Raw genomic sequence first — 20,863 nt, 5'->3', positions numbered from 1 at the left:
TACTATATTCGCCTCGCTTTTTTCCGCTTCTCCCACGTTTTCCACAGACATAACGACAGATTTAGTGGATAACTCTGTTGATTGCGTTAATAACTGATTATTTTTCCACACTCAAAAAGATGAATCGCTATTCCCTTGATTTCGCTTAAAGAGATAGTTTTGTCTGCTTCCTGTATTTTCACGGACAACAATTCACGAAGTTCGGTGTATTGCTCAAAAATCTCTGGCTCTTCTGATGGATTGGCCAACAAATCCTCCGCATCGCGAATCTCGCCTTCGTCGTATTCTTCCTGAACCCCAAATATCGTGAGTAAAGCGCAAAACTGGTCTATGCCCTGTTCTTCGATAATATCCGTCTGTTTTTCGGTATTAGCGAGATACTCTTCAACGCTAATTTCTTCCAATCTGGGCGATTTGTAAAAACAGCAGTTTGCGCCGTCCGTTTTAAAGATATGTTGAGAGGCCAATTTCTTGGCGGCAATTTTCGTTTCAGACGCAAGATAGATGAAATTTGTTGTCTTACCCTTCTCGTGGTCAACGTTAGTGATGATGGTTGCTTTGAAGTATTTCATGCCGCACCCCCCAACTCGCTGGAGAATTCGGGCACGCTGACGAAGGGTTAAATTGCGTGAGGTTCGAACGAATAACTCGATGATTTGATTTTGCGCTTCAATTACGCGCACGCGGAAGGTACTATTTCCCATAGTCCGACTCCTAGTTACAGTAGGTTTTGGGCTAGCTAGCTGTGAGGGTGCAACCCAAACAGCTAGCGACTAATTACTTGATATTGCGTTTTCTCTTTTCAATAATTGTTGAGAACGCTATTCTATCTCCATTGAAAACAAAGTTTGGATTTATAAAATAATTTCCTTTTCTCAATGCCTTAGCTATTATTTAGCTTCTTCAAGTTCTATGAGTCCTCTCCTAAAAGTTGTCATAGATAGTTTTGACTCCTTCGTTAAAATTTAGGAATTCTTTTAAAGTGTATGAATCTAAATTTACCACATCCTTATTCATGGCGGATTTTTTGAACTATAAATATTAGTACCGTTAATGCCTTTATACCTGCAGATTTAAGATTAAATGCTAGTGCAATATTCTCAGTAAATAATTTCACAAAACACTGAGAATCAACTTTTTTATAAGTGGCAACATGAGTACCCCTTATTTCACCAGTGAATTGATTAACTAAAATATTATCTTCACGTCCTAGCGGAGAAAGCTTTACCGTTTTTCTACCAAACGGTATAACCATATTTTCTAAGAAAGGATTACTTTCATATCTAATCTCTGCCATCCATTTTCTCATTATTAACTGAACTCTGTAATGCCATTATATAATAAAAAATGGTTTTAACAAGGTTTTTTTTGGTTTCTTAAAAACCAATATAATATATTTTTTGATTCTACAAGGTGCAAAAATAGGTTTCCAAAGGATCAGAAAATGAAAACTCACATCTATATATATCAATAACTTACATGAGGTTTATTTATTAATCTTTAGGTGTAAGGAACTACCAAGCAACTCATCAAGAAACAAATTAACTTCCGCTTCCTAGTCGACGTTTTTCGGTATTCCCGATCTAAGGTAAGGAAACTGAATTAACTAAAAAAATCCCAAAAATCCTTAAAATTAAAATGCCCACCGCTCGCCACAGCCAAGTGACCGAGCAACGCGAGCGAACGGGCGAGGAAGCGGAAGATAACCGGAAATTAAAGGGAACACAGTCACGCGAAAATCACAAAATACTAATTTCTTCCAATCTGGGCGATTTGTAAAAACAGCAATTTGCGCCGTCAGTCTCAAAGATATGTTGAGAGGCCAATTTCTTGGCAGCTATTTTCGTCTCAGAGGAAAGATAGATGAAATTTGTTGTCTTACCCTTCTCGTGGTCAACGTTAGTGATGATGGTTGCTTTGAAGTATTTCATGCCGCACCCCCAACTCGCTGGAGAATTCGGGCACGCTGACGAAGGGTTAAATTGCGTGAGGTTCGAACGAATAACTCGATGATTTGATTTTGCGCTTCAATTACGCGCACACGGAAGGTACTATTTCTCATAGTCCGACTCCTAGTTATCGTAGGTTTTGGGTTAGCTGGTTGTAGGAGGCGTTAACTCCTTCAATCAGCGATTATTCTTTCTCAACAAAAGGAATATACGTTAATTTTTCCTTCGATTTTTCCCTAAAATTACTTTCTTGTTCAGTAGAAGTGGCAACAACTGTGGCACTAAAAATAGCATATTGACGCTCATCTCTACCTGCCTGCCAAGCTACTTTTTCATTAACACAGTATGCGGTTGCATTTCCAACTTTTACCGTATCTATCCAGTTATCTTTTTTTAAGATTCTTACTGCCCTTGCTACACTTGGACGACTATATCCGGTCACTTCTTGTAGTAATTGATAACTACATACAACAGCGTTTGTCGTTCTTCCCATTTTTTCCATGAAAAAAATTAATATTTCAGCAGCAAGAGGATGTTTGCTTATTAGACCTCTAAAATGATTCATATATCCTTTTGATAACTGGACGAAATTATAATTATCTAATTTCAATTTATATGATACCCCTCAGTCTCAATCCAGTAATAAAAACTATAACCAAAAGATACTGGTTGTGTCAAATATTTTTTTTATTTTAAAAACTGAGTATCATTAGCTATGAGACTCATCAGTATCATCAATACTGATACTGTAAAATAAAAAATAATTATAAATCATAATTTTATAGTGCATTCCCTTTCTGTATCTGTATTAGTTGGAACTATCAGACAACTCAATAGCAACAAACTAACTTCCGCTTCCTCGTCGCCGCTGTTCGGTGCTCGCAAGCTGCGCTCCGCCTCAACGTCTCCTGCGGTGAGCGGACTGAGTTAAGGAAAAACCGGATTTTCTTTAAAAAAAACCAAAAAATCTTTTTAAAATTTAACGCCCACCGCTCGCCACAGCCAAGTGACCGAGCAACGCGAGCGAACGGGCGAGGAAGCGGGAGATAACCGGAAATTAAAGGGAACACAGTCACGCGAAAATCACAAAATACTAATTTCTTCCAATCTGGGCGATTTGTAAAAACAGCAGTTTGCGCCGTCAGTCTCAAAGATATGTTGAGAGGCCAATTTCTTGGCAGCTATTTTCGTCTCAGAGGAAAGATAGATGAAATTTGTTGTCTTACCCTTCTCGTGGTCAACGTTAGTGATGATGGTTGCTTTGAAGTATTTCATGCCGCACCCCCAACTCGCTGGAGAATTCGGGCACGCTGACGACGGGTTAAATTGCGTGAGGTTCGAACGAATAACTCGATGATTTGATTTTGCGCTTCAATTACGCGCACGCGGAAGGTACTATTTCGCATAGTCCGACTCCTATCGACTTAGGTTGTTGGATCAGGTGCTTGGGCGGGGTTCAGAGCCCGTTCAAGTACCGCTAATTTAATCTTGTTTTTCTATTGCTGTAGTAAATGCAACTCTGTCTCCATTAAAAATAAAGTTTGGGTTAATAAAATAATCTCCTTGTTTTAAACATCTTGCGATTATTTGAGCCCCTACTAGTTCTTTAATTCCTCTAGTAAATGTTGCTTGAGATAATTTTTGACCTGAATCAGATAAAAATTCTTCTAAAGCGTATTTATCTAACACAACTCTATCTTTGTTCATTCCTGAATTTTGCACTGTAAAAATCAATACATTTAGTGCTTTTAGTCCAGCAGAGCCTAATTCAAAAGTCATCGCTATATTTTCAGCGAAAAGTTTTATAAATTTCCCCCTATCAACTTTTTTATAAGTTGTTACATGCGTTCCTAAAATTTCTCCTGTAAGTTGATTGACTAATACATTCCGATCTTTACCCATTTTGGATAATCGAATTTGTTTAGTCCCCATAGGAATCATCATATTTTCCATGAATGGATTTTGTTTGTGCCTTATTACATCGATATTTTTTGATTCCGTCATATGCATTTTTCTATTTTTTCTTACTCTTACTTAAGCATTTTAGTTGTTTTTTTGATTATGTCAACGTATTTTTTGATTTTAACGTAATCATAAAGACACTCATTTTTGATTACAGCAACAACAGTATTTATGGTTGTGACAAACAGATATTAAAAATTTAATTCTTTCTATAACAGGTTTTATGATTACTTCTCTTCTTGTATCTTTTGATAGAAAGAAGTATCAGACGACTCAGTAGCAACGGATTAATTCCGCTTTCTCTTCGACGGTGCTCGCAATTTAAAGCGTAAAAATTGAGTTAAAAAAACAATCCAAAAAAATCCTTAAAATTAAAATACCCACCGCTCGCCACAGCCAAGTGACCGAGCAACGCGAGCGAACGGGCGAGGAAGCGGAAGATAACCGGAAATTAAAGGGAACACAGTCACGCGAAAATCACAAAATACTAATTTCTTCCAATCTGGGCGATTTGTAAAAACAGCAGTTTGCGCCGTCAGTCTCAAAGATATGTTGAGAGGCCAATTTCTTGGCAGCTATTTTCGTCTCAGAGGAAAGATAGATGAAATTTGTTGTCTTACCCTTCTCGTGGTCAACGTTAGTGATGATGGTTGCTTTGAAGTATTTCATGCCGCACCCCCAACTCGCTGGAGAATTCGGGCACGCTGACGAAGGGTTAAATTGCGTGAGGTTCGAACGAATAACTCGATGATTTGATTTTGCGCTTCAATTACGCGCACGCGGAAGGTAGACTTTTTCATTAGCCTTACTCCTATCACATGTAGGTTTAGGGTTAGCTGGTAGTAAGAGGCGAAAACTCTTGCTATCAGCGATTACTCATCAATATTTATTGATCTGAGCATTTCTTTTGTAATTTTTTCATTTTCACTTTTTGAAAGTAAAATGGGTCCCTCAAATTTGCAATACGCTTTATTTGTTCTCCATGCTCTCCATACCACATGAGGATTTAGAACATAGACATTACTTGTACCCATTTTTAGAATGGTTATAAATCCGTTATCTTTTAAACACTTAATAGCTAAACTTACAGTTGTTCTTTTTTTACCCGTAACTTCTTCAAGAACACGATGTGAGCAAACTACTGCATTGTTTTTATTCATAAATTCGGTTAAGAATAAAAAAATATCACCCGAAACGGTATTTTTCTTAAATATCTCTCTAACAGCACCAATATTTTTTTCGGAAAATTGAATAAAAAGGTCTTTATTTTTTTGCATATCGACATTATCTATAAACATATAAGTTCACAATTTTAAACATATGTTTATATAAAACTATAAACACAGTTGTTATTAATGTCAAACATATTTTATGAAAAAACGAACATCTATTTATAAACACATGTTCGATAATACTGAACATATATGTTCAGTAGCTTGTTAAACATATGAAAAATTAAAATTCTTTAAAATCAGAATTTTAATATCTCGTTCTCCTTTCTTATATCTTGAAGTTTTGGAGAGAATTACCATGCAACTGATCAGCAATAAACTAACTTCCGCTTCCTCGTCGCCGCTGTTCGGTGCTCGCAAGCTAAACTTAGAAAGAAAATTAAAAAATAATCCAAAAAATCCTTAAAATTAAAACACCCACCGCTCGCCACAGCCAAGTGACCGAGCAACGCGAGCGAACGGGCGAGGAAGCGGAAGATAACCGGAAATTAAAGGGAACACAGTCACGCGAAAATCACAAAATACTAATTTCTTCCAATCTGGGCGATTTGTAAAAACAGCAATTTGCGCCGTCAGTCTCAAAGATATGTTGAGAAGCCAATTTCTTGGCAGCTATTTTCATCTCAGAGGAAAGATAGATGAAATTTGTTGTCTTACCCTTCTCGTGGTCAACGTTAGTGATGATAGTTGCTTTGAAGTATTTCATGCCGCACCCCCAACTCGCTGGAGAATTCGGGCACGCTGACGACGGGTTAAATTGCGTGAGGTTCGAACGAATAACTCGATGATTTGATTTTGCGCTTCAATTACGCGCACACGGAAGGTACTATTTCGCATAGCTCAACTCCTAGTCATCTTAGGTTTTGGGTTAGCTGATTGCAAGAGGTAACGACTCTTGTAGTCAGCGACTATAAAATCATTTCATCTCTGAAAATGTAATCTCTTCTGTTTTTCCGTTTTTGGTGTAGGTACTAACCCAAATGATGGATTGAACCCTATCCCAATCAACTTTAACTGCGTACTTCTTATTAACTCGAAATTCTCCTCGATTTACTCTTTCTATTAAACCAGCAGCTATTAACGCTTTAATATTGTTATTAAAGGCAGCTAAACTAGTATCATGTCTTTTACAAAATCTATCTTTTGCAGATTTACCATAAGATACTTCATTGTGATCATTCATATGTTTTAACATAAAATGAAATATGTTCATTTGAAGCCCAGTAACTCCCTTTACATTACATAGGTCATTTATATAAACCTTTATAAAATCAGGCTCTTGAGTTATTTCCCCTGTTTCTAGGTTTACATGTCTACGTCCCATATCGGCCTCATTTAAATAAATTTTAAAGTTAACTATAATAATAAAAAAAATTATTTCAAGTTTTTTTTAAAGTTATTAAATAAAAGTTTTCATATCCTAAAAATAACTTTTTTAATTATTAAAAATAATTATATAGTTATTAATAATGATTATTTAGTTATTAACATATAATCATATAGTTACCTTAACTAATTATATGATTACCAAAATTTATTTAAAATACTGATTTATATATAACTATTTATCTATCTTAGATTCTTTCTTGTTTTTCAGGAGTTACAAGACAACTCAGTAGCAACAAACTAATTTCCGCTTCCTCGTCGACGGTGTTCGGTGCTCGCAAGCTAAACTTAGAAAGAAAATTAAAAAATAATCCAAAAAATCCTTAAAATTAAAACGCCCACCGCTCGCCACAGCCAAGTGACCGAGCAACGCGAGCGAACGGGCGAGGAAGCGGAAGATAACCGGAAATTAAAGGGAACACAGTCACGCGAAAATCACAAAATACTAATTTCTTCCAATCTGGGCGATTTGTAAAAACAGCAGTTTGCGCCGTCAGTCTCAAAGATATGTTGAGAGGCCAATTTCTTGGCAGCTATTTTCGTCTCAGAGGAAAGATAGATGAAATTTGTTGTCTTACCCTTCTCGTGGTCAACGTTAGTGATGATGGTTGCTTTGAAGTATTTCATGCCGCACCCCCAACTCGCTGGAGAATTCGGGCACGCTGACGACGGGTTAAATTGCGTGAGGTTCGAGCGAATAACTCGATGATTTGATTTTGCGCTTCAATTACGCGCACACGGAAGGTACTATTTCCCATAGTCCGACTCCTAGTACTGTTAGGGTTTGGATTAGCTAACTTTTGGGATCACCATTCCCATCAGTTAGCGACTAGTTTATAAAATTCTTTCTGTAGTAATTTCTCTACCGTCTTCTGAATATTTAATTTTTAATTCAAATGCTGATCTTTGTTCTATGATGGACTTCCATTCTCCCCTAGCAAAAAATTTAGGGTTGGCTAAATATTCATTTCCTCCCTCACTCAGAACAAATCCTTTTTTTACAAGAAGAGCCAATCTATTTCTTAGAGTCCCATCTTTAATACTAAGTTGGTCACACATTGATTTTCTATATCTGGTTGAAAGAGTCATATAACCATCATAATCGAGCTTTCTAAGCATAAGAAACAAGACGTTTTTTAATGAGTCAGGAACTTTAATCATTGAACATATATCATCAATATACATTTTCACATATGGCGGTTCAGATGAATAACGAGATAATGTTGTCTTTGATTCAGAAATTATTTCTCCAGTGTTTATATCCACAGTGTCTTTTTTTTGCTCATAAAATGCAGTTTTTATTCTCTTTTTAGTCACCATGTCTTGTCCGCATATGTCACTCTATATAACGTGACAATTTACATACAAAAATATACCTTGTCAATAAGGTATTTTAATACCTTTTTTAAAAGGTGTAAATGTATCTTTCAGAAGTTACAAGTGTAACTCCATAACGGTACATATATACCCTTGTGAAGTGATAAAAATAGATACAATCCCTTTTAATACATAGGATGGGTTATATATTGTTTTTAATCAGTACGAAATGCCAGACAACTAAATAGTAACAAACTAACCCCCCCTTCCTCGTTGACGCTATTTTGTACTCACAAGTGGCGCTCCGTTTCAACGTCTCCTGCGTTAAAAAAATCAAAAAATCTTTTCAAAACTTAACCCGCACCGCTCGCCACAGCCAAGTGACCGAGCAACGCGAGCGAACGGGCGAGGAAGCGGAAGATAACCGGAAATTAAAGGGAACACAGTCACGCGAAAATCACAAAATACTAATTTCTTCCAATCTGGGCGATTTGTAAAAACAGCAGTTTGCGCCGTCCGTTTTAAAGATATGTTGAGAGGCCAATTTCTTGGCAGCTATTTTCGTCTCAGAGGAAAGATAGATGAAATTTGTTGTCTTACCCTTCTCGTGGTCAACGTTAGTGATGATGGTTGCTTTGAAGTATTTCATGCCGCACCCCCAACTCGCTGGAGAATTCGGGCACGCTGACGAAGGGTTAAATTGCGGGATTCTTCAACAAACAACTTAATTATGTTATTCGGTGCTTCACAGACAAGCACGCGGAAGGTAGACTTTTTCATTAGCCTTACTCCTAGTTACCGTAGGTTTGGGTTAGCTCTGTGTAGGTGTTACAGCACTTACATGGAGCGACTACATCAATATTATAGCAACAAAAAATAAAGTCAATTTTTTGTTGCTTTTTTTTGTCAAATTACTATTATCATTGCAGATTAAAGGAGAAATTTATGTCAAAAAAAATAGTCTATGATGATTATGTATCTATAAGAATTCCAAGAGAAGTGAAAGAAAGGATAGATAAAATAAGAATGATTAAAAAATCACAAGGACATGATAAATATAGATTAATTGATGCAGTTATAGAAGCAACTAATATGTTAGAAGAATCACTATCAGAAAAAAATTAAACGACTTTTTGCTACGGCTATTATTAAGTAATAATAAATAGAATGGTTTTTTTAATAGTGAAAATTCAACAGTAATAAAAACAACTAACTGATATATAAGAATTTATATAAATTTATGATTCTATAAACTTCAATTTTATCCACAGAAAAACGCTACGGCTATAACGACTTTTTGCTACGGCTATAACGACTTTTTGCTACGGCTTATCTTGTGTAACTTTATGTTTATAAAGGAATAATTAAATAACAAAGTTAAAAGGAAAGATAAATAAAAACAGTCACGAATAATTATTTTCACCTTAAAAGGATTAAAAAATGAGTGCAACTCTAGATAGAGATCCAAATTACAACTTAGTACAAAGTAACGATTTGATTAATGCTAGCTATAAACTTAACCGTAATGAAATGCGTCTACTTGTATTAGCTTTATCCAAAGTAGACTCAAAAACAGAAAATCCAGGTAATATCACATTGTACCCAAAAGAATTTATTAACATGTTCAGTACTAACGAACAAAAGGTCTGGGTGACTATGAGAGAAGCATTAATTAGCCTATCGAAAAAACAAATAGAGTTTTTTAGGTTAGATAAAAACAATATGAGAACAATTAATTTTTCTAACTGGATAGACGGAGGTAGTTTTTATGAAAAACAAGAAGATTGTAGCAAAATAGTTTTAAGATTTACTAAAAGTATAGAGCCATACCTTTTTGAGTTAAAAGGTAATTTTACAATATGTTCTATAGAATCAATCCAAAATTTAACAAATCCAATAGCATTTAGATTATATCTAATAATGTTAAGTGAAATAAAAAAAGCTAAAAATATTGAATTAAAAAAGTCTAAAAAGTTAGAAGTTCATATGCTGAAATTATCAATTTTGCAAATACGTAAGATTTTTCCAAACATATCAAAAGAATTCAATAATATAAAAAAATTCACACTAATGCCTGCTTTCGAACAGATCCAGTCACTTACAGAAATTTCCTTAAATTGGCGTACTATAAAAACAGGCAGGTCAATAACAGACATTGAAATTACTTATCTTCTAGAAAAAGACGATCTATTCAAAACAAAACCAACACGACCAAGACTAGCCAAGCGCCCACATGTCAAATCTGGTTCTCACGACGAAGGCGAATGGATGAAGAAAAACACTGAGATTCTCTATCAGTACGAGAAAGATTTGAAGAAATACGACCCTACATTGCGTTTAACTATGCCAGATTTGCGCAGAGCAGTGGAATGCTCAAAGTATTGTAAACGAAATTGGCACGAAGAGAAAAAACGAGAGTTGGCGATGAGAGAAGGCAAAAATACAAAAATATCCGTTGCAAAAACTGAACAAAACAAAGATATTTCCTTTTCTAAAAAAGACCTAGAATTAATACAAAATTTTTGATTTGAAAAGGCACACCATGAACAAAACAGAACTCATCAGTAAAGTTGCAGCGAAATCAGGTTTGAGCAAGAAAGACGCAGAGAAGTCGATTAACGCTTTCATAGAATCTGTGACAGAATCTTTGAAATCCGGCAATGACGTACAACTCATTGGCTTTGGTAGTTTTCAGGTTAAGCAACGAGCAGCTAGGGAAGGACGAAACCCAAAAACAGGCGAACCACTTAAAATTGCTGCTGCAAATGTACCGAGTTTTAAAGCAGGTCAAAATCTCAAAGATGCGGTGAAGTAATTCATGACCTATGACGCAAGTTCAATTCGTATTCTGTGTGAAGATGAAATCAAACAGTTTGATTGGCATTGGGCAGAGGAATTAGCCCATGAGCACACTTTGCCGCTGGATTGGGTCAAGCGAGGTTTTGAAGCCTCAAGACGATTAGGCATTGAACCCGATTTTTTCGTCAGAAAATATATCCTCAATCAAGACCTACCCAAAAATGACGAATTCGAGCAAGTCTTCATTGAAGTGCTAAAGAAAGACAGAAAGAAGAGTCAGAACACCCTCTAAAACGTCCTGTAATCAATTATGAGAGATTTTCTCGATAAAAACGTAAATTCGTACGTCTAAAAATTTATCGTTGCCCACAATGCGTTATAGCAACTTTTGAGTTTTCAGGTTTCAGAAATAGAAAAAGCCAACTGCGAAAGTTGGCTAATTCAACATAAAGTAATCAATCTGCCATGAAGGATTTACTTTTTTTCAATGCTATATCGTAATTATTGGTTGAAGTTGTTGAATAATCATTTGTTTTATTGTTGTTTGGTAAATTGGCCTGATTAGCAAGGAAAACATAAACTAGCTCTTTTATTTGCTGTGACTCTATATCATCTCCTAAAAGCCGAGATAATATATCAACGAGCCTAGGTGATGCCTTATCAAGAGCAAAGCCGGCCAGCAAAGCTCGTTTGCATTCTTTGTTGATTTTATCAGATTTGTTCAAGTGTTTTATTAGCCATGCTTCTGATTGATCAGTTTCAGAAAGTGATAAAGTAAATCTACGGACATTTTTATTTTTCACCTTAATTTCTCCCCATTAAATAAAGTCCGTTAACAAGATCTAGCTGTGGGGTTTCTGACATATAAAAACGCTCTGGTATAATTTTTGTATGGTCTTTTAAAGCATCAGAAATTATAGGAGCGCCACCACCTATCACAAGAACATATGAATAACCACTAAAAAGACTCACTGACTCGATAACTCGATCAGATAATCGTTTTATATTTTGATTAATAGCTGATACAACGGTATTTATTTTACTTGGATCGTTTGTATTTTTTTTGAGCCATTCTTTATTGTGGCGATTAATGATGAACTGATCAGCAATGTAATTTGAAGCACAAGTGTTTGCTGTTTCTAATATACGTTTAATTTCACGTGTAATTATTGAAACACCAATATCAGAATCACCAGCTAAATTAACAACCCCTGACATATTTCCGCTAATTTGAGCAATGTCTAACGTAGTCCCACCTATATCGACAATTAACATTGATTGTGTTTCTGGAATATCAATCAATTTATCAAATCCGGCAGGTATTGATTCAGGTTTAACAGATATTTCTTTAAAAGAAAACATTGGAAAATTTTTATTGTTTGATACGATTTTTCTTAAGTTTTTTTTCTTCCTCTCTATATTATCAAAATTTATCTGATTATCTTCGTCATAATATTCTGCCAATGGCAAAGTAACAGTAATATCAACTTCTTGAGGAATAATGCTAGTTTGCAATAGAGCATGATGAATGGCGACAGTATTTATCAGGCTATATTGCCACTCGCTGTTATTGGTTGTTATATTTCGAATATCCAATTTATCAAAAGAATATTTTTCACCTTCAATTAAAAAATTAACGATATCATCGTTACCAATGTCAGCGACCCAGCCACGCTTAAAACTGGTTGGAACAATAGCTACTTTTTTTTCATCATTTTCTAGCCAAATTAATTTTATATTCGTTGAGCCATCATCGATAAAAACTTTCATGTTTTCCTCATCTTTTTTGCATCAAATAATTGTCATTTTAGATGAAAAAATACATTCAGCAATATAATTTATGAATTTTAGCATCATTTTTGCTGCTAAATAGTCATTAAAATTTGAATTTTATATTACTTTATGAGTTTTTGATGCTTTTTTTTCTTGTTATTATCATCAAAATCCAATAAGTCACTCCAGCCATCAGAATAGAATTCAACGAGGGGATGCCGAAGTTGAAGAATACGCCGACAAGTGTGCCAGCAATACAAGCAAAAATAGCAGACCAGCCAATTAAAGGAGTATCTGAATCAGAAGGTAATATCCGTTTTTCTCTAGTTTCGTCTAGAATTTTCCTGCTCGTTTTCAAAATGTAGTAATCAACCAGCATGACACCAGTTATTGGTGGGAAAATAATGCCAAGTATGGAAAGGAAATCTACAAAGTGGTTTAAGATGCCCATCATCGATAGCGCAGTGCCCCGTGATGAAATCAAGACCGGCATGAAGTATTATGGCCGGCACACTTCCTACGCCACTTTCTATGGTTGGCTGGATGGGGGAGCCGAAAGGCTCGCCGTTCACTTTGTCCGGTAGTACTAACCCCATTCAGTCTGCCACCCGATCTCAATTCCAAATCTGGCGCCTAGATTTTTGTTTCTCTTGTTTGGATGAGGGAATGCTGATGTACGAGTACGTTTTAGATATTACAAATAAAAATAACCGGATTTTTATAATGAAAAACCCCGAGAAAATGGGCTTTTGCAAACAGATTTCATAGGCCAGTTGGCCAACACTAGGGAACTACAATAATAACTATATTTGTTTTTTTATTTTTCTGATTTCCAGACACGAGTTGGAAATCAAGTAAACACCCAAAGGGAATATGTAGCAACAACGGAGCATATTCCCTTTTTTATAAACAATAAGAATTGTTCTGATATTTCTAGTTCTTTTCGCTCGAAAACAAGGGGAATTTATCATGATTCAAGCTAACAAATACAGAACAACCTTTCGGCGGTTACAAGCAGGTATGTCCGTTTTTCACAACGACGAAATCTTGAAAATCGTGAAATTGAAAAAGCAAGAATTCACCGAAAAAGGGCTGATTTACCACTTTGATGTTGAAGGTGGAAATGGAAGTTTGATAGGCGAAAGCAGAGCAAAAATATACGCAACAAAAAATTGCTAAATTATCGCTGAAAAATTCAATCATCCAACCTTAAAAAATACGATTATTTTTTAATCGTAACTTATTGATTTTGATCAGTTTATTTTTTATTTAAGTTATTGAATTTGATCAACTATTTGACAAATTTAATTTTAGACTTACAATTGTAAAATCTATTTTTAGCTGTCTTTTGCACAGCATTTGCTCTTTATACAATTTGGGGTTTTCCTCTCTGCGAGTCGCAGAGGACAGAATGCCGTTTTTGTGTGTTCTGTTTTGGTGTTTTTTATTCAATAACACGGTTATCCACATTCATTCGATTTGTGGAAATCGTATTTAACTCTTCGTTTTTACGGGGGTTGTTATCATCTGAAATTCAGAAACATCAAAATATAGCGCTCAGGAGGGAAAATGCCCCAAGAAATTATTTTTAAAGAAAGTAAGAGTAATGCAAAAATCAGGCGAGAAATCAGGAAAATTGAATTTCTTGCCAAGAAAGACGCTGAACGTGAATTTAATCAAGAACTCAAAAAAGCGTTTTGGCGACACGAAAATCCACGCCAGCAATTACAGAATTTTCAACGACAGATTGTGGTTTATGCCAATCTGTTTATGAATTACCGCAAAAAACAACAAAAACAAAAAATCATCGAACAAAGAGCGCGCATTGACGCCTATTTTTATAATTAAAAATTATTTTTCTTCAAATCTACTTTAACCCCCCCAGGGAAATCACACGTTTTTTCATATGATGATTTTCTCATTTTTATATGAAATCGTTCTCAAAAATTCAATAACGGGAGTGATTGAGTGAAAAGTGCCGCTACATTACGATTGATAGGTAATCCACATGCGTATTATCCAAATTTAGCCAAACCGCTTGGTGGATTAACCGCAGCAATTCTTTTTTCCCAAATATTTTACTGGCAGGACAAAGCTAATTCTGAATTAGGAGTTTACAAAACTCGAGATGATCTTGAAGAAGAAACCGGATTGACACATGACGAACAACGAACAGCAATAAAAAAATTAGTCGCAATTGGAGTTTTACTCGTTACAGAAAAACGGCTTGAACATAAAACATATTACAAAATTGATGAAGGTAAGCTTAATGAAATTCTGGATAATTTCGCCAACTCAAAAAAGGGAGTTTCGCGAGATGGAGAAAATGGAGCTCCCGAAGTAGACATTGTCGAGTTCGGGGAATCGACATTATCGAGTTCGTTTGATCAAGAGATTACTACAAAGATTACAGAAATATATAAACCATCCCTAACCCTTCCTTCTCAAAATTTTGACTTGAAGCTAATTTTGGCGGATTCGCTGCGTGGTGAATTTCAGGAGTTTGTCGACAAGTCTGCCGATGAGCTACATCGAGCCGTTGAGCAAAAAATTATCGGACTTGGTTTCGAGTGCAACAGGGAGTTTCGAGTACAGGAACGGGGTGATTGTCGTTCTGGCAGAGTTGATTTGCTGGTGAGTGACAAGCACGGCAACCAATGTGGCATTGAAATCGACGCAAGCTCTCCCAGAGAAAAATCTTTCGCTAAACTAGCCTGTCTGAAATCAGGGATAATCTTACTGCGGAAATCTTCCACAGCAGAAGACTATCTGCAAGATGGTGTTTTGGTAGTTGCGGGAGGTATTTCGCTACCCAAAACTAAGATCATCACGAAAAAATCTGAACTGAATTTGTCCCTGTTTGAGCAGAAACCCAGTGAATCAGTTTGGGATGATTATCTTCAACACCGCAAAAACAAAAAAGCGCCACTGACACAAACCGCCCTGAACCGACTGGCGACAGCAGTCAACGAAGCCAATGAACTAGGATATTCCACCGATAACGTGCTGGCTGAATGCATGCTTAGAAACTGGCAAGGCTTTGAGGTTTCGTGGATTGAGCAAAAAAAATATCAGCGAAATAGTCTCATCAACGAGATCACAACACGCCCAAGTAATCCCGAAGGTTTTGTGGTGATTAACGGTTAATCTGTTTTTTGCGAAAAAACTATGAATATTATTCAACGATTGCAAAAAATCATGCCGCCCAATATCAAGCCAATTGCCTGTAGCTGGGAAGAACATTTGGCAAGAATGCAAAAAATATCCGAAGAAGCCAGTTTGCAAGACGCTATTTTTCGCAAGCAACGCCGGATAGAAAACTTGTTTGGGCGCTCGGGTATCGCCCCGTTGCATGCACATTGCCGATTTGAAAATTATCGCGTTTTCAACGCCGGTCAGAAAAATGCGTTGAACCAATCCGTCGCCTTTGCAAAGAATTTTGGAGTGGGATTTGGCGGATTTGTTTTTAGCGGTGGATGCGGAACAGGCAAAAATCATCTTGCAGCAGCGATAGGGCATTATCTCATGAGCAAAGGGCGATCCGTATTGTGTATTACCATTGCGGATTTGATGATGCGTTTTCGAGCAACCTACGAAAAAAATACGACATTGACAGAACAACAATTGCTAGATGAACTTTGCAAAGTTGATTTGTTGATCTTGGACGAAATCGGTATTCAGTATCAGCATAGCGAGAATACGAAGATTATTGTAAATCAGATGGTTGATAAGCGGACTTCACACAAAAAACCGCTTGGCATGCTCACGAACTTGAACAGTGAACAAATTCGGCAATTTTTGGGCGATAGAGTCATCGATAGAATGATGATGAGCAATGGGCTTTGGTTAAATTTCAATTGGTCAAGCTACCGCCGTAAAATTCAATAACGAAAAAAAGTTTTAAATCACTGAGTTTCACTACTCAAATCCAATCAATTCAAAGCAATGGAACCCTCAACAACGAGGGTATATGCGCATGTCTGAAAAATACTCAACACCTGCCGCCTATCTGTGGGGCATCATGACCACCCTCGGGGGAGTCATGACAACGATTTTTGATTTTTTTACCCTTGAGCAGTGGGTAGCTGTGATGGGTATTGTCTGCACGATAGGGACATTTTTTATCAACGTGTACTACCGCAAAAAGGAGTACAGACTCAAGGAACGTCAGTATGAAGATACCGAAAAAAATATTGATGGCAACGGGCGGTAGTGCGTTGTTTTTAGCCTCAACGATGATAACGCATTTTGAAGGATTAAAATTTAAACCTTACTTCGATGGAGGTGGTGTACTCTCTGTTTGTTATGGTCATACAGGCAAGGATATTGTGCGTAACCGGATGTACACGCAAGAAGACTGCGATAAGTGGCTTAATGACGATTTAAAAGCCGTTAAACGTTATGTTGACCCGTTGATTAAGGTCAATATCAACACGCTAACACAGGCAGCCCTTTACTCATTTGCTTATAACGTGGGCGTGGGTAATTTTGCCAAATCGACCTTGCTCAAAAAGCTCAACAACAATGACCGAAAAGGGGCATGTGATGAGATGAAGCGGTGGGTTTATGTGAAAGGCGAAGTCTGGAAAGGGCTAATTACCCGTCGGGAAATTGAGAGCGTAATATGTTATGGCGACCTTACTCATTTATCGGAGTGATTATTGCAGGGTTAATTCTCTCACTTATTTTTATCAACTCCCGTTATCAAACCATCAGGCAAAACTACCAAACATTAAAACAGCAATATCGCGCACAAATTGAAGCCGTGAAATTACAGCAGCAAAAGATTGATTCTTTGCACCAACTCGATATTCAACACACGGAGAAATTAAATAATGCCAAAGCTGAAATTGCTAAGCTCAATGATGCTGTTCGTGCTGGCACTAAGCAGTTGCACGTCAATGCCGTGTGTCCAATACCCAAAACCGCTACCACCCAGAGCCGACATAATGAAGCCACCCCACAACTTAGTAAGGCAGCTCGAGAAGATTATTTCCGTCTCAGAGCGATGATAGCTGAGAACGAAAAGCAGACGGAATATCTACAGCAGTACATCAAAACACAGTGTCACTGAATCGGTCATTGGCACGTTCAAATCTTAACAATCTCAGCGCCACGCACGCGCATCAATAAAACACAGAACCTTATAGAAAGTCGAGCCTGAAGAACGCCGTTTAAAATGGTGCTTTTCTGTGGGCGGCTGTTCTGTGCGCGCAGGTTCGATTTTCTATAAGGAAAAGTACGATGAAATTAGTAACAACTAAAAATGACAATTTTTTAGTAACAGAAATGCCAACAATGACCAGTCTGGAAATGGTGGACTATATTAATGCGGAGCGGAAATCAAAAGCGGAAGCAGAGAGATTAACGTTTCCTTGCAAAAAATATCGCAAGTTACAGCACAATAATTTTATGGCAAAAGTACCCAAAGTTCTTGGAGAAACATCTGCTAAATTTTTAGCTGATGATATTTTCACCACTGGAAACGGTGCCCAGTCTATTCGAAAAATTTACCGATTTCCAAAACGTGAAGCCTGTCTAATGGCAATGAGTTACAGCTATGAGTTACAGGCTAAAATCTATGACTACATGACGGAGTTGGAAGAAAATAAAGGATTAGCTTTTACTATTGAGCAATTACAAAATATTGTTGCTACAGCCAGAAAAGAGTCTGATAAAGACTCTTCGGATGCTGGTCGTCGATTACGTAAGCGTCAAGATGATTTACCCATTCTTAAAAAAGCTGAAAAAACAGTAATGGAGTTATCTCAAATCCCCCTTGATTTAATTGGTGGAAGCATGAGGTTAGAAGGATGACTCCTGAGCAATTCATCGAAGCCAATGTTAAGGCCGAGTTAATCAAGCTGGGCTTTTCTACCTCTGTCGCCAGCTTAGCCACCCGTGAAGCCATCCGCTATTATCGCAAACAGCCAGCTAGTAGAAGAGGCAAGATGATAGAAGATTGTCTTAATCAAGCAAAAATTGTGGCCAGGTTAACAACAAAGCGATAATCGCAAATGAGTTCAATTAAACAAGTCAAAACTCGCCATGATAGCGAGGGTTTTCGTGTGCATTACGAAAATCCAGCAGGACGATTTCATAAAAGCTTTAAAACGCGGGAAGCTGCTTGCCATTTTCTTTTTCTGAGCGAATCTGAGCGATTTTTGGCGATGATGGCAAAAGAAAAAGAGCAATGCCGAGATTGGCATCTTCGCAAGTTGATTCAGTTTTATGTGGGGAAAAAGGTCTTTCAGTGTGAAACGGGGCATTTACGGCAAAGTTCGCTCGATACGATTAAACATGCCTTGTTTTCGATTGACGAAACGTTGCAAGCAAAAATGGCGTTGAATATTCGCCCGAGTGAATTTAACGGTTTACCGGAAAATACGCTTAAACATCTGCATTCTGCCTATTTGCTGCTGAAAGCAATGCGAAATGTTGGTGTCAGTCCAATTCCAAAATTGAAAAGAAAAGGGGAAAAGCCTATTTTCATTCCGGCGTTTGAGAATGTGGATAGGATGATTGAAGAAGCGCCCGTCAGAGAAAAGATTGCCTTCATCTTGGCATCGGTGATTGGGCTTCGGATAAGCGAAATATTGGCATTGGATTATAGCGATATTCAAGGGGAATATTTGAATATCTCAAAACATGTAACACGAAACGGTGTTATTGAAGGCTTAAAAGCTGACGTTCAGCGATTGTTACCGATGCCAAAAGGGTTATTGTCGCTATTGGATAAAAACAAGTTTGGGTTACATGAACCATTAATTGTCAGTCAATCAGTGAAAAGACTGTCGTTAAATTACAGTACGACAGGAATTGTTAAGGAATTACTGGAAAAATTCAGGATTGGGAAATTTCATAACTTACGGCATTTTGCAGCGGTACGTCTTATCAAAAAACGGAATGATATTCATGTTATTTCTAAAATGCTGGGTCATAAAAACATTGAGACCACCTCAAATATTTACGGTCGATTTTCAGGGTCAATTTTTGAGTTAAATTTTTAACATTTGCGTTCATTTTTTAATCATTAAGGTAAATGGGGTTAAAACCTTAATTGCTTTACATCAAAGGGATTCAGGTAAAAAATTACAGAATAGCCAAAAACGCATAATTCCGCAGTCATACTTCCGCATTTTGAAAAATTGGAAAACCTAATAATAACAACGCATGAAGAGGGATTTTTTTCGCATACTTCCGCAAAATAAGTCCGCACCCAAAATGGCTAATTTTACGAATGTTGCACAAAGGTTAAAAAGAGGTTGTCATGTCAGGGAAAGCTAAATATAAAAAAGCGTATATTGATGACGTGATCAACCTGTCTTTGGTGAAAGGCAAAGTATCAAATCATTTCATTGCAAAATGGCTGCATGTGGATGAAAAAACGATTAGAAATTGGCGAAAGGATTATTACGAATTTGATCATGCTTTTCATCATGCGGCCGACATTTTGAAAAAAGAGCTAGCAGAAACAGCAAGGCAAAACACCAAAATCCGAAAACGCAAAATTATTAAAACCACGGCAGACGGCGAAACGACAACGATAGAAGAAGTATTGCCTAGTCACAATGATATTGCCGTTTACAAAAAGATGGGGATCAATGAAGTCTTCTTTAACGATGAAAAGCATCAACAAAAAGAATACTTAAGATCGATACTCGAGCGAAAAAAATCAGCCGAAATCACTTCACTAGAGGCCGCGCAATTTTTAGAGATAGAAGGCATTCCTATACCAACTACCTTATTACTGGAAATTAAGCAATTGCAAGGTAGCCCTATACCAGAAGATATACTACCGCAAAATGCAATTACTCGAGAAATGACTTTAGAAGAGGCCGCAGAAGCGTACCAAAAACTGATGGGGTAAAGGGTTAAAATCGCTTACTTATTTATGTTATAAATGATATTAAATTTAAATATTTATTTAATATCAATTGATTATATGAGTTTAACCCCATTTTTTGTATTTTTATGTACACGTTTATGTGCAAAATATTTTTTTGAGTCGCTTTTTTCCGGACAAATTCCTATGCCGTTACCTTTTCCTTTTGACTTTAAAAAACCAGATTATTTTAAGGTATTTGAGTGGCGCGATGAGCGTCTACAACGGTTACGCCAGCAGCCGGAAAGTTTTAAACGATTAACCCGATTTTATAAGGATAATCCCGCGCAGTTTATTATTGACTGGGGCATGACGACAGACCCACGAAATGTCGATTACGGGTTACCGGTGACTATTCCTTTTTTGCTGTTCCCGAAACAGGAAGCATGGATTGACTGGATAATGACACGCTGGAAAGGACGTGAAAACGGTATTACCGAAAAAAGCCGCGAAATGGGCTTAAGCTGGACGTCAATTGCACTCGCATGCGCTTTATGTCTCTTTAATAAAGAGATGGTAATTGGCTTTGGCTCCCGCAAAGAAGAGTATGTTGACAGCAC

At 36.9% G+C, this 20,863-nt stretch carries 32 protein-coding genes and 1 pseudogene; 17 read left to right on the top strand and 16 right to left on the bottom strand.

The window, feature by feature from the left end:
• Nucleotides 1-86: 86 nt before the first annotated feature.
• From AYJ55_RS20095 to AYJ55_RS20035, 13 genes are all read right to left on the bottom strand, one after another.
• Entirely contained in the window at nt 87-572 is a 486-nt protein-coding gene (locus tag AYJ55_RS20095; protein WP_162505765.1) for a hypothetical protein, read from the bottom strand.
• Nucleotides 573-1,009: 437 nt separating this feature from the next.
• Nucleotides 1,010-1,297 carry a hypothetical protein gene (locus AYJ55_RS33795; RefSeq protein WP_245677479.1) on the bottom strand — a complete coding sequence of 96 codons (288 nt, stop codon included), beginning with the start codon at nt 1,295-1,297 and terminating at the stop codon, nt 1,010-1,012.
• 442 nt (nt 1,298-1,739) lie between these two features.
• A complete protein-coding gene (locus AYJ55_RS20085; RefSeq protein ID WP_063657713.1) occupies nt 1,740-1,931 on the bottom strand; it encodes a hypothetical protein in 192 nt (63 codons plus the stop codon).
• A 202-nt stretch (nt 1,932-2,133) separates the two neighbouring features.
• On the bottom strand, nt 2,134-2,559 hold the full coding sequence (locus AYJ55_RS20080; protein ID WP_063657717.1) for a replication/maintenance protein RepL: 426 nt from the start codon (nt 2,557-2,559) through the stop codon (nt 2,134-2,136).
• A gap of 473 nt (nt 2,560-3,032) precedes the next feature.
• On the bottom strand, nt 3,033-3,224 hold the full coding sequence (locus AYJ55_RS20075; RefSeq protein ID WP_063657713.1) for a hypothetical protein: 192 nt from the start codon (nt 3,222-3,224) through the stop codon (nt 3,033-3,035).
• A gap of 207 nt (nt 3,225-3,431) precedes the next feature.
• The gene (locus AYJ55_RS20070; RefSeq protein WP_063657716.1) at nt 3,432-3,953 is read right to left on the bottom strand and encodes a replication/maintenance protein RepL; all 522 of its coding nucleotides are present in this window, start codon (nt 3,951-3,953) and stop codon (nt 3,432-3,434) included.
• Nucleotides 3,954-4,388: 435 nt separating this feature from the next.
• Nucleotides 4,389-4,580 (bottom strand): hypothetical protein, encoded by a 192-nt coding sequence (locus AYJ55_RS20065; RefSeq protein ID WP_063657713.1) that lies wholly within the window; start codon nt 4,578-4,580, stop codon nt 4,389-4,391.
• 203 nt (nt 4,581-4,783) lie between these two features.
• Nucleotides 4,784-5,188 carry a replication/maintenance protein RepL gene (locus AYJ55_RS20060; protein ID WP_187153344.1) on the bottom strand — a complete coding sequence of 135 codons (405 nt, stop codon included), beginning with the start codon at nt 5,186-5,188 and terminating at the stop codon, nt 4,784-4,786.
• A 469-nt stretch (nt 5,189-5,657) separates the two neighbouring features.
• Nucleotides 5,658-5,849, bottom strand: a complete 192-nt coding sequence (locus AYJ55_RS20055) for a hypothetical protein (protein ID WP_063657704.1) — start codon at nt 5,847-5,849, stop codon at nt 5,658-5,660.
• A gap of 210 nt (nt 5,850-6,059) precedes the next feature.
• Nucleotides 6,060-6,467, bottom strand: a complete 408-nt coding sequence (locus AYJ55_RS20050) for a replication/maintenance protein RepL (protein WP_063657714.1) — start codon at nt 6,465-6,467, stop codon at nt 6,060-6,062.
• Nucleotides 6,468-6,964: 497 nt separating this feature from the next.
• Nucleotides 6,965-7,156, bottom strand: coding sequence for a hypothetical protein (locus AYJ55_RS20045; RefSeq protein ID WP_063657713.1), 192 nt, complete (start codon nt 7,154-7,156; stop codon nt 6,965-6,967).
• Between the two features lie 207 nt (nt 7,157-7,363).
• Nucleotides 7,364-7,846 (bottom strand): replication/maintenance protein RepL, encoded by a 483-nt coding sequence (locus AYJ55_RS20040; RefSeq protein WP_187153343.1) that lies wholly within the window; start codon nt 7,844-7,846, stop codon nt 7,364-7,366.
• Nucleotides 7,847-8,303: 457 nt separating this feature from the next.
• The gene (locus AYJ55_RS20035; RefSeq protein ID WP_063657711.1) at nt 8,304-8,495 is read right to left on the bottom strand and encodes a hypothetical protein; all 192 of its coding nucleotides are present in this window, start codon (nt 8,493-8,495) and stop codon (nt 8,304-8,306) included.
• Between the two features lie 296 nt (nt 8,496-8,791).
• On the opposite strand from AYJ55_RS20035, the gene AYJ55_RS20030 reads away from it, so the two are divergent.
• The 4 genes from AYJ55_RS20030 (at nt 8,792) to AYJ55_RS20015 (ending at nt 10,937) form a co-directional block, all read left to right on the top strand.
• Complete coding sequence (locus AYJ55_RS20030; protein ID WP_063657710.1) at nt 8,792-8,971, top strand: hypothetical protein; 180 nt, start codon at nt 8,792-8,794, stop codon at nt 8,969-8,971.
• 315 nt (nt 8,972-9,286) lie between these two features.
• A complete protein-coding gene (locus tag AYJ55_RS20025; protein WP_063657709.1) occupies nt 9,287-10,372 on the top strand; it encodes a replication initiation protein in 1,086 nt (361 codons plus the stop codon).
• Nucleotides 10,373-10,388: 16 nt separating this feature from the next.
• Complete coding sequence (locus AYJ55_RS20020) at nt 10,389-10,661, top strand: HU family DNA-binding protein (protein ID WP_063657613.1); 273 nt, start codon at nt 10,389-10,391, stop codon at nt 10,659-10,661.
• A 3-nt stretch (nt 10,662-10,664) separates the two neighbouring features.
• Entirely contained in the window at nt 10,665-10,937 is a 273-nt protein-coding gene (locus AYJ55_RS20015; protein ID WP_063657708.1) for a hypothetical protein, read from the top strand.
• Nucleotides 10,938-11,100: 163 nt separating this feature from the next.
• Here the strand turns inward: AYJ55_RS20015 and AYJ55_RS20010 are convergent, their stop codons facing one another.
• The 3 genes from AYJ55_RS20010 to AYJ55_RS20000 all read right to left on the bottom strand — a co-directional run bounded on the left by AYJ55_RS20010 (nt 11,101) and on the right by AYJ55_RS20000 (nt 12,911).
• Complete coding sequence (locus AYJ55_RS20010; protein ID WP_063657615.1) at nt 11,101-11,448, bottom strand: hypothetical protein; 348 nt, start codon at nt 11,446-11,448, stop codon at nt 11,101-11,103.
• A 1-nt stretch (nt 11,449) separates the two neighbouring features.
• On the bottom strand, nt 11,450-12,415 hold the full coding sequence (parM, locus tag AYJ55_RS20005; RefSeq protein WP_063657616.1) for a plasmid segregation protein ParM domain-containing protein: 966 nt from the start codon (nt 12,413-12,415) through the stop codon (nt 11,450-11,452).
• A gap of 130 nt (nt 12,416-12,545) precedes the next feature.
• Nucleotides 12,546-12,911, bottom strand: coding sequence for a cytosine permease (locus tag AYJ55_RS20000; protein ID WP_162505736.1), 366 nt, complete (start codon nt 12,909-12,911; stop codon nt 12,546-12,548).
• Between the two features lie 8 nt (nt 12,912-12,919).
• Between AYJ55_RS20000 and AYJ55_RS27150 the strand changes: the two genes are divergently transcribed.
• The 13 genes and pseudogenes from AYJ55_RS27150 to AYJ55_RS19935 form a co-directional block, all read left to right on the top strand.
• The gene (locus AYJ55_RS27150) at nt 12,920-13,186 is read left to right on the top strand and encodes a hypothetical protein (protein WP_074168171.1); all 267 of its coding nucleotides are present in this window, start codon (nt 12,920-12,922) and stop codon (nt 13,184-13,186) included.
• 201 nt (nt 13,187-13,387) lie between these two features.
• On the top strand, nt 13,388-13,597 hold the full coding sequence (locus AYJ55_RS19990) for a hypothetical protein (protein WP_063657619.1): 210 nt from the start codon (nt 13,388-13,390) through the stop codon (nt 13,595-13,597).
• A 390-nt stretch (nt 13,598-13,987) separates the two neighbouring features.
• The gene (locus tag AYJ55_RS19985) at nt 13,988-14,266 is read left to right on the top strand and encodes a hypothetical protein (protein ID WP_063657620.1); all 279 of its coding nucleotides are present in this window, start codon (nt 13,988-13,990) and stop codon (nt 14,264-14,266) included.
• Between the two features lie 144 nt (nt 14,267-14,410).
• Entirely contained in the window at nt 14,411-15,565 is a 1,155-nt protein-coding gene (locus AYJ55_RS19980; RefSeq protein ID WP_187153333.1) for a hypothetical protein, read from the top strand.
• A 105-nt stretch (nt 15,566-15,670) separates the two neighbouring features.
• Entirely contained in the window at nt 15,671-16,306 is a 636-nt protein-coding gene (locus tag AYJ55_RS19975) for an ATP-binding protein (RefSeq protein ID WP_162505763.1), read from the top strand.
• Nucleotides 16,307-16,394: 88 nt separating this feature from the next.
• Nucleotides 16,395-16,631, top strand: coding sequence for a phage holin family protein (locus AYJ55_RS19970; protein ID WP_245677456.1), 237 nt, complete (start codon nt 16,395-16,397; stop codon nt 16,629-16,631).
• Entirely contained in the window at nt 16,591-17,076 is a 486-nt protein-coding gene (locus AYJ55_RS19965; protein ID WP_063657599.1) for a lysozyme, read from the top strand. The genes AYJ55_RS19970 and AYJ55_RS19965 overlap by 41 nt, the downstream gene beginning before the upstream one ends.
• Nucleotides 17,043-17,492, top strand: coding sequence for a lysis protein (locus tag AYJ55_RS19960; protein WP_063657600.1), 450 nt, complete (start codon nt 17,043-17,045; stop codon nt 17,490-17,492). Before AYJ55_RS19965 ends, AYJ55_RS19960 begins: the two co-directional genes overlap by 34 nt.
• Before the next feature lie 170 nt (nt 17,493-17,662).
• Nucleotides 17,663-18,235: a hypothetical protein gene (locus tag AYJ55_RS19955; protein ID WP_063657676.1), complete on the top strand. Its 573-nt coding sequence runs from the start codon at nt 17,663-17,665 to the stop codon at nt 18,233-18,235.
• Nucleotides 18,232-18,429: a hypothetical protein gene (locus tag AYJ55_RS19950; protein ID WP_063657645.1), complete on the top strand. Its 198-nt coding sequence runs from the start codon at nt 18,232-18,234 to the stop codon at nt 18,427-18,429. Before AYJ55_RS19955 ends, AYJ55_RS19950 begins: the two co-directional genes overlap by 4 nt.
• Nucleotides 18,430-18,435: 6 nt before the next feature.
• Complete coding sequence (locus tag AYJ55_RS19945) at nt 18,436-19,428, top strand: tyrosine-type recombinase/integrase (protein ID WP_063657707.1); 993 nt, start codon at nt 18,436-18,438, stop codon at nt 19,426-19,428.
• A 260-nt stretch (nt 19,429-19,688) separates the two neighbouring features.
• Nucleotides 19,689-20,288: a hypothetical protein gene (locus AYJ55_RS19940; RefSeq protein WP_063657649.1), complete on the top strand. Its 600-nt coding sequence runs from the start codon at nt 19,689-19,691 to the stop codon at nt 20,286-20,288.
• Between the two features lie 162 nt (nt 20,289-20,450).
• Nucleotides 20,451-20,863: pseudogene (locus tag AYJ55_RS19935) on the top strand (TerL protein); the annotation flags it as partial.

The sequence above is a fragment of the Candidatus Arsenophonus triatominarum genome (assembly GCF_001640365.1).
GTDB lineage: Bacteria > Pseudomonadota > Gammaproteobacteria > Enterobacterales > Enterobacteriaceae > Arsenophonus > Arsenophonus triatominarum.
Note: the sequence above shows the minus strand (reverse complement) of the source record. Positions and strands in the feature narration are given on the sequence as shown.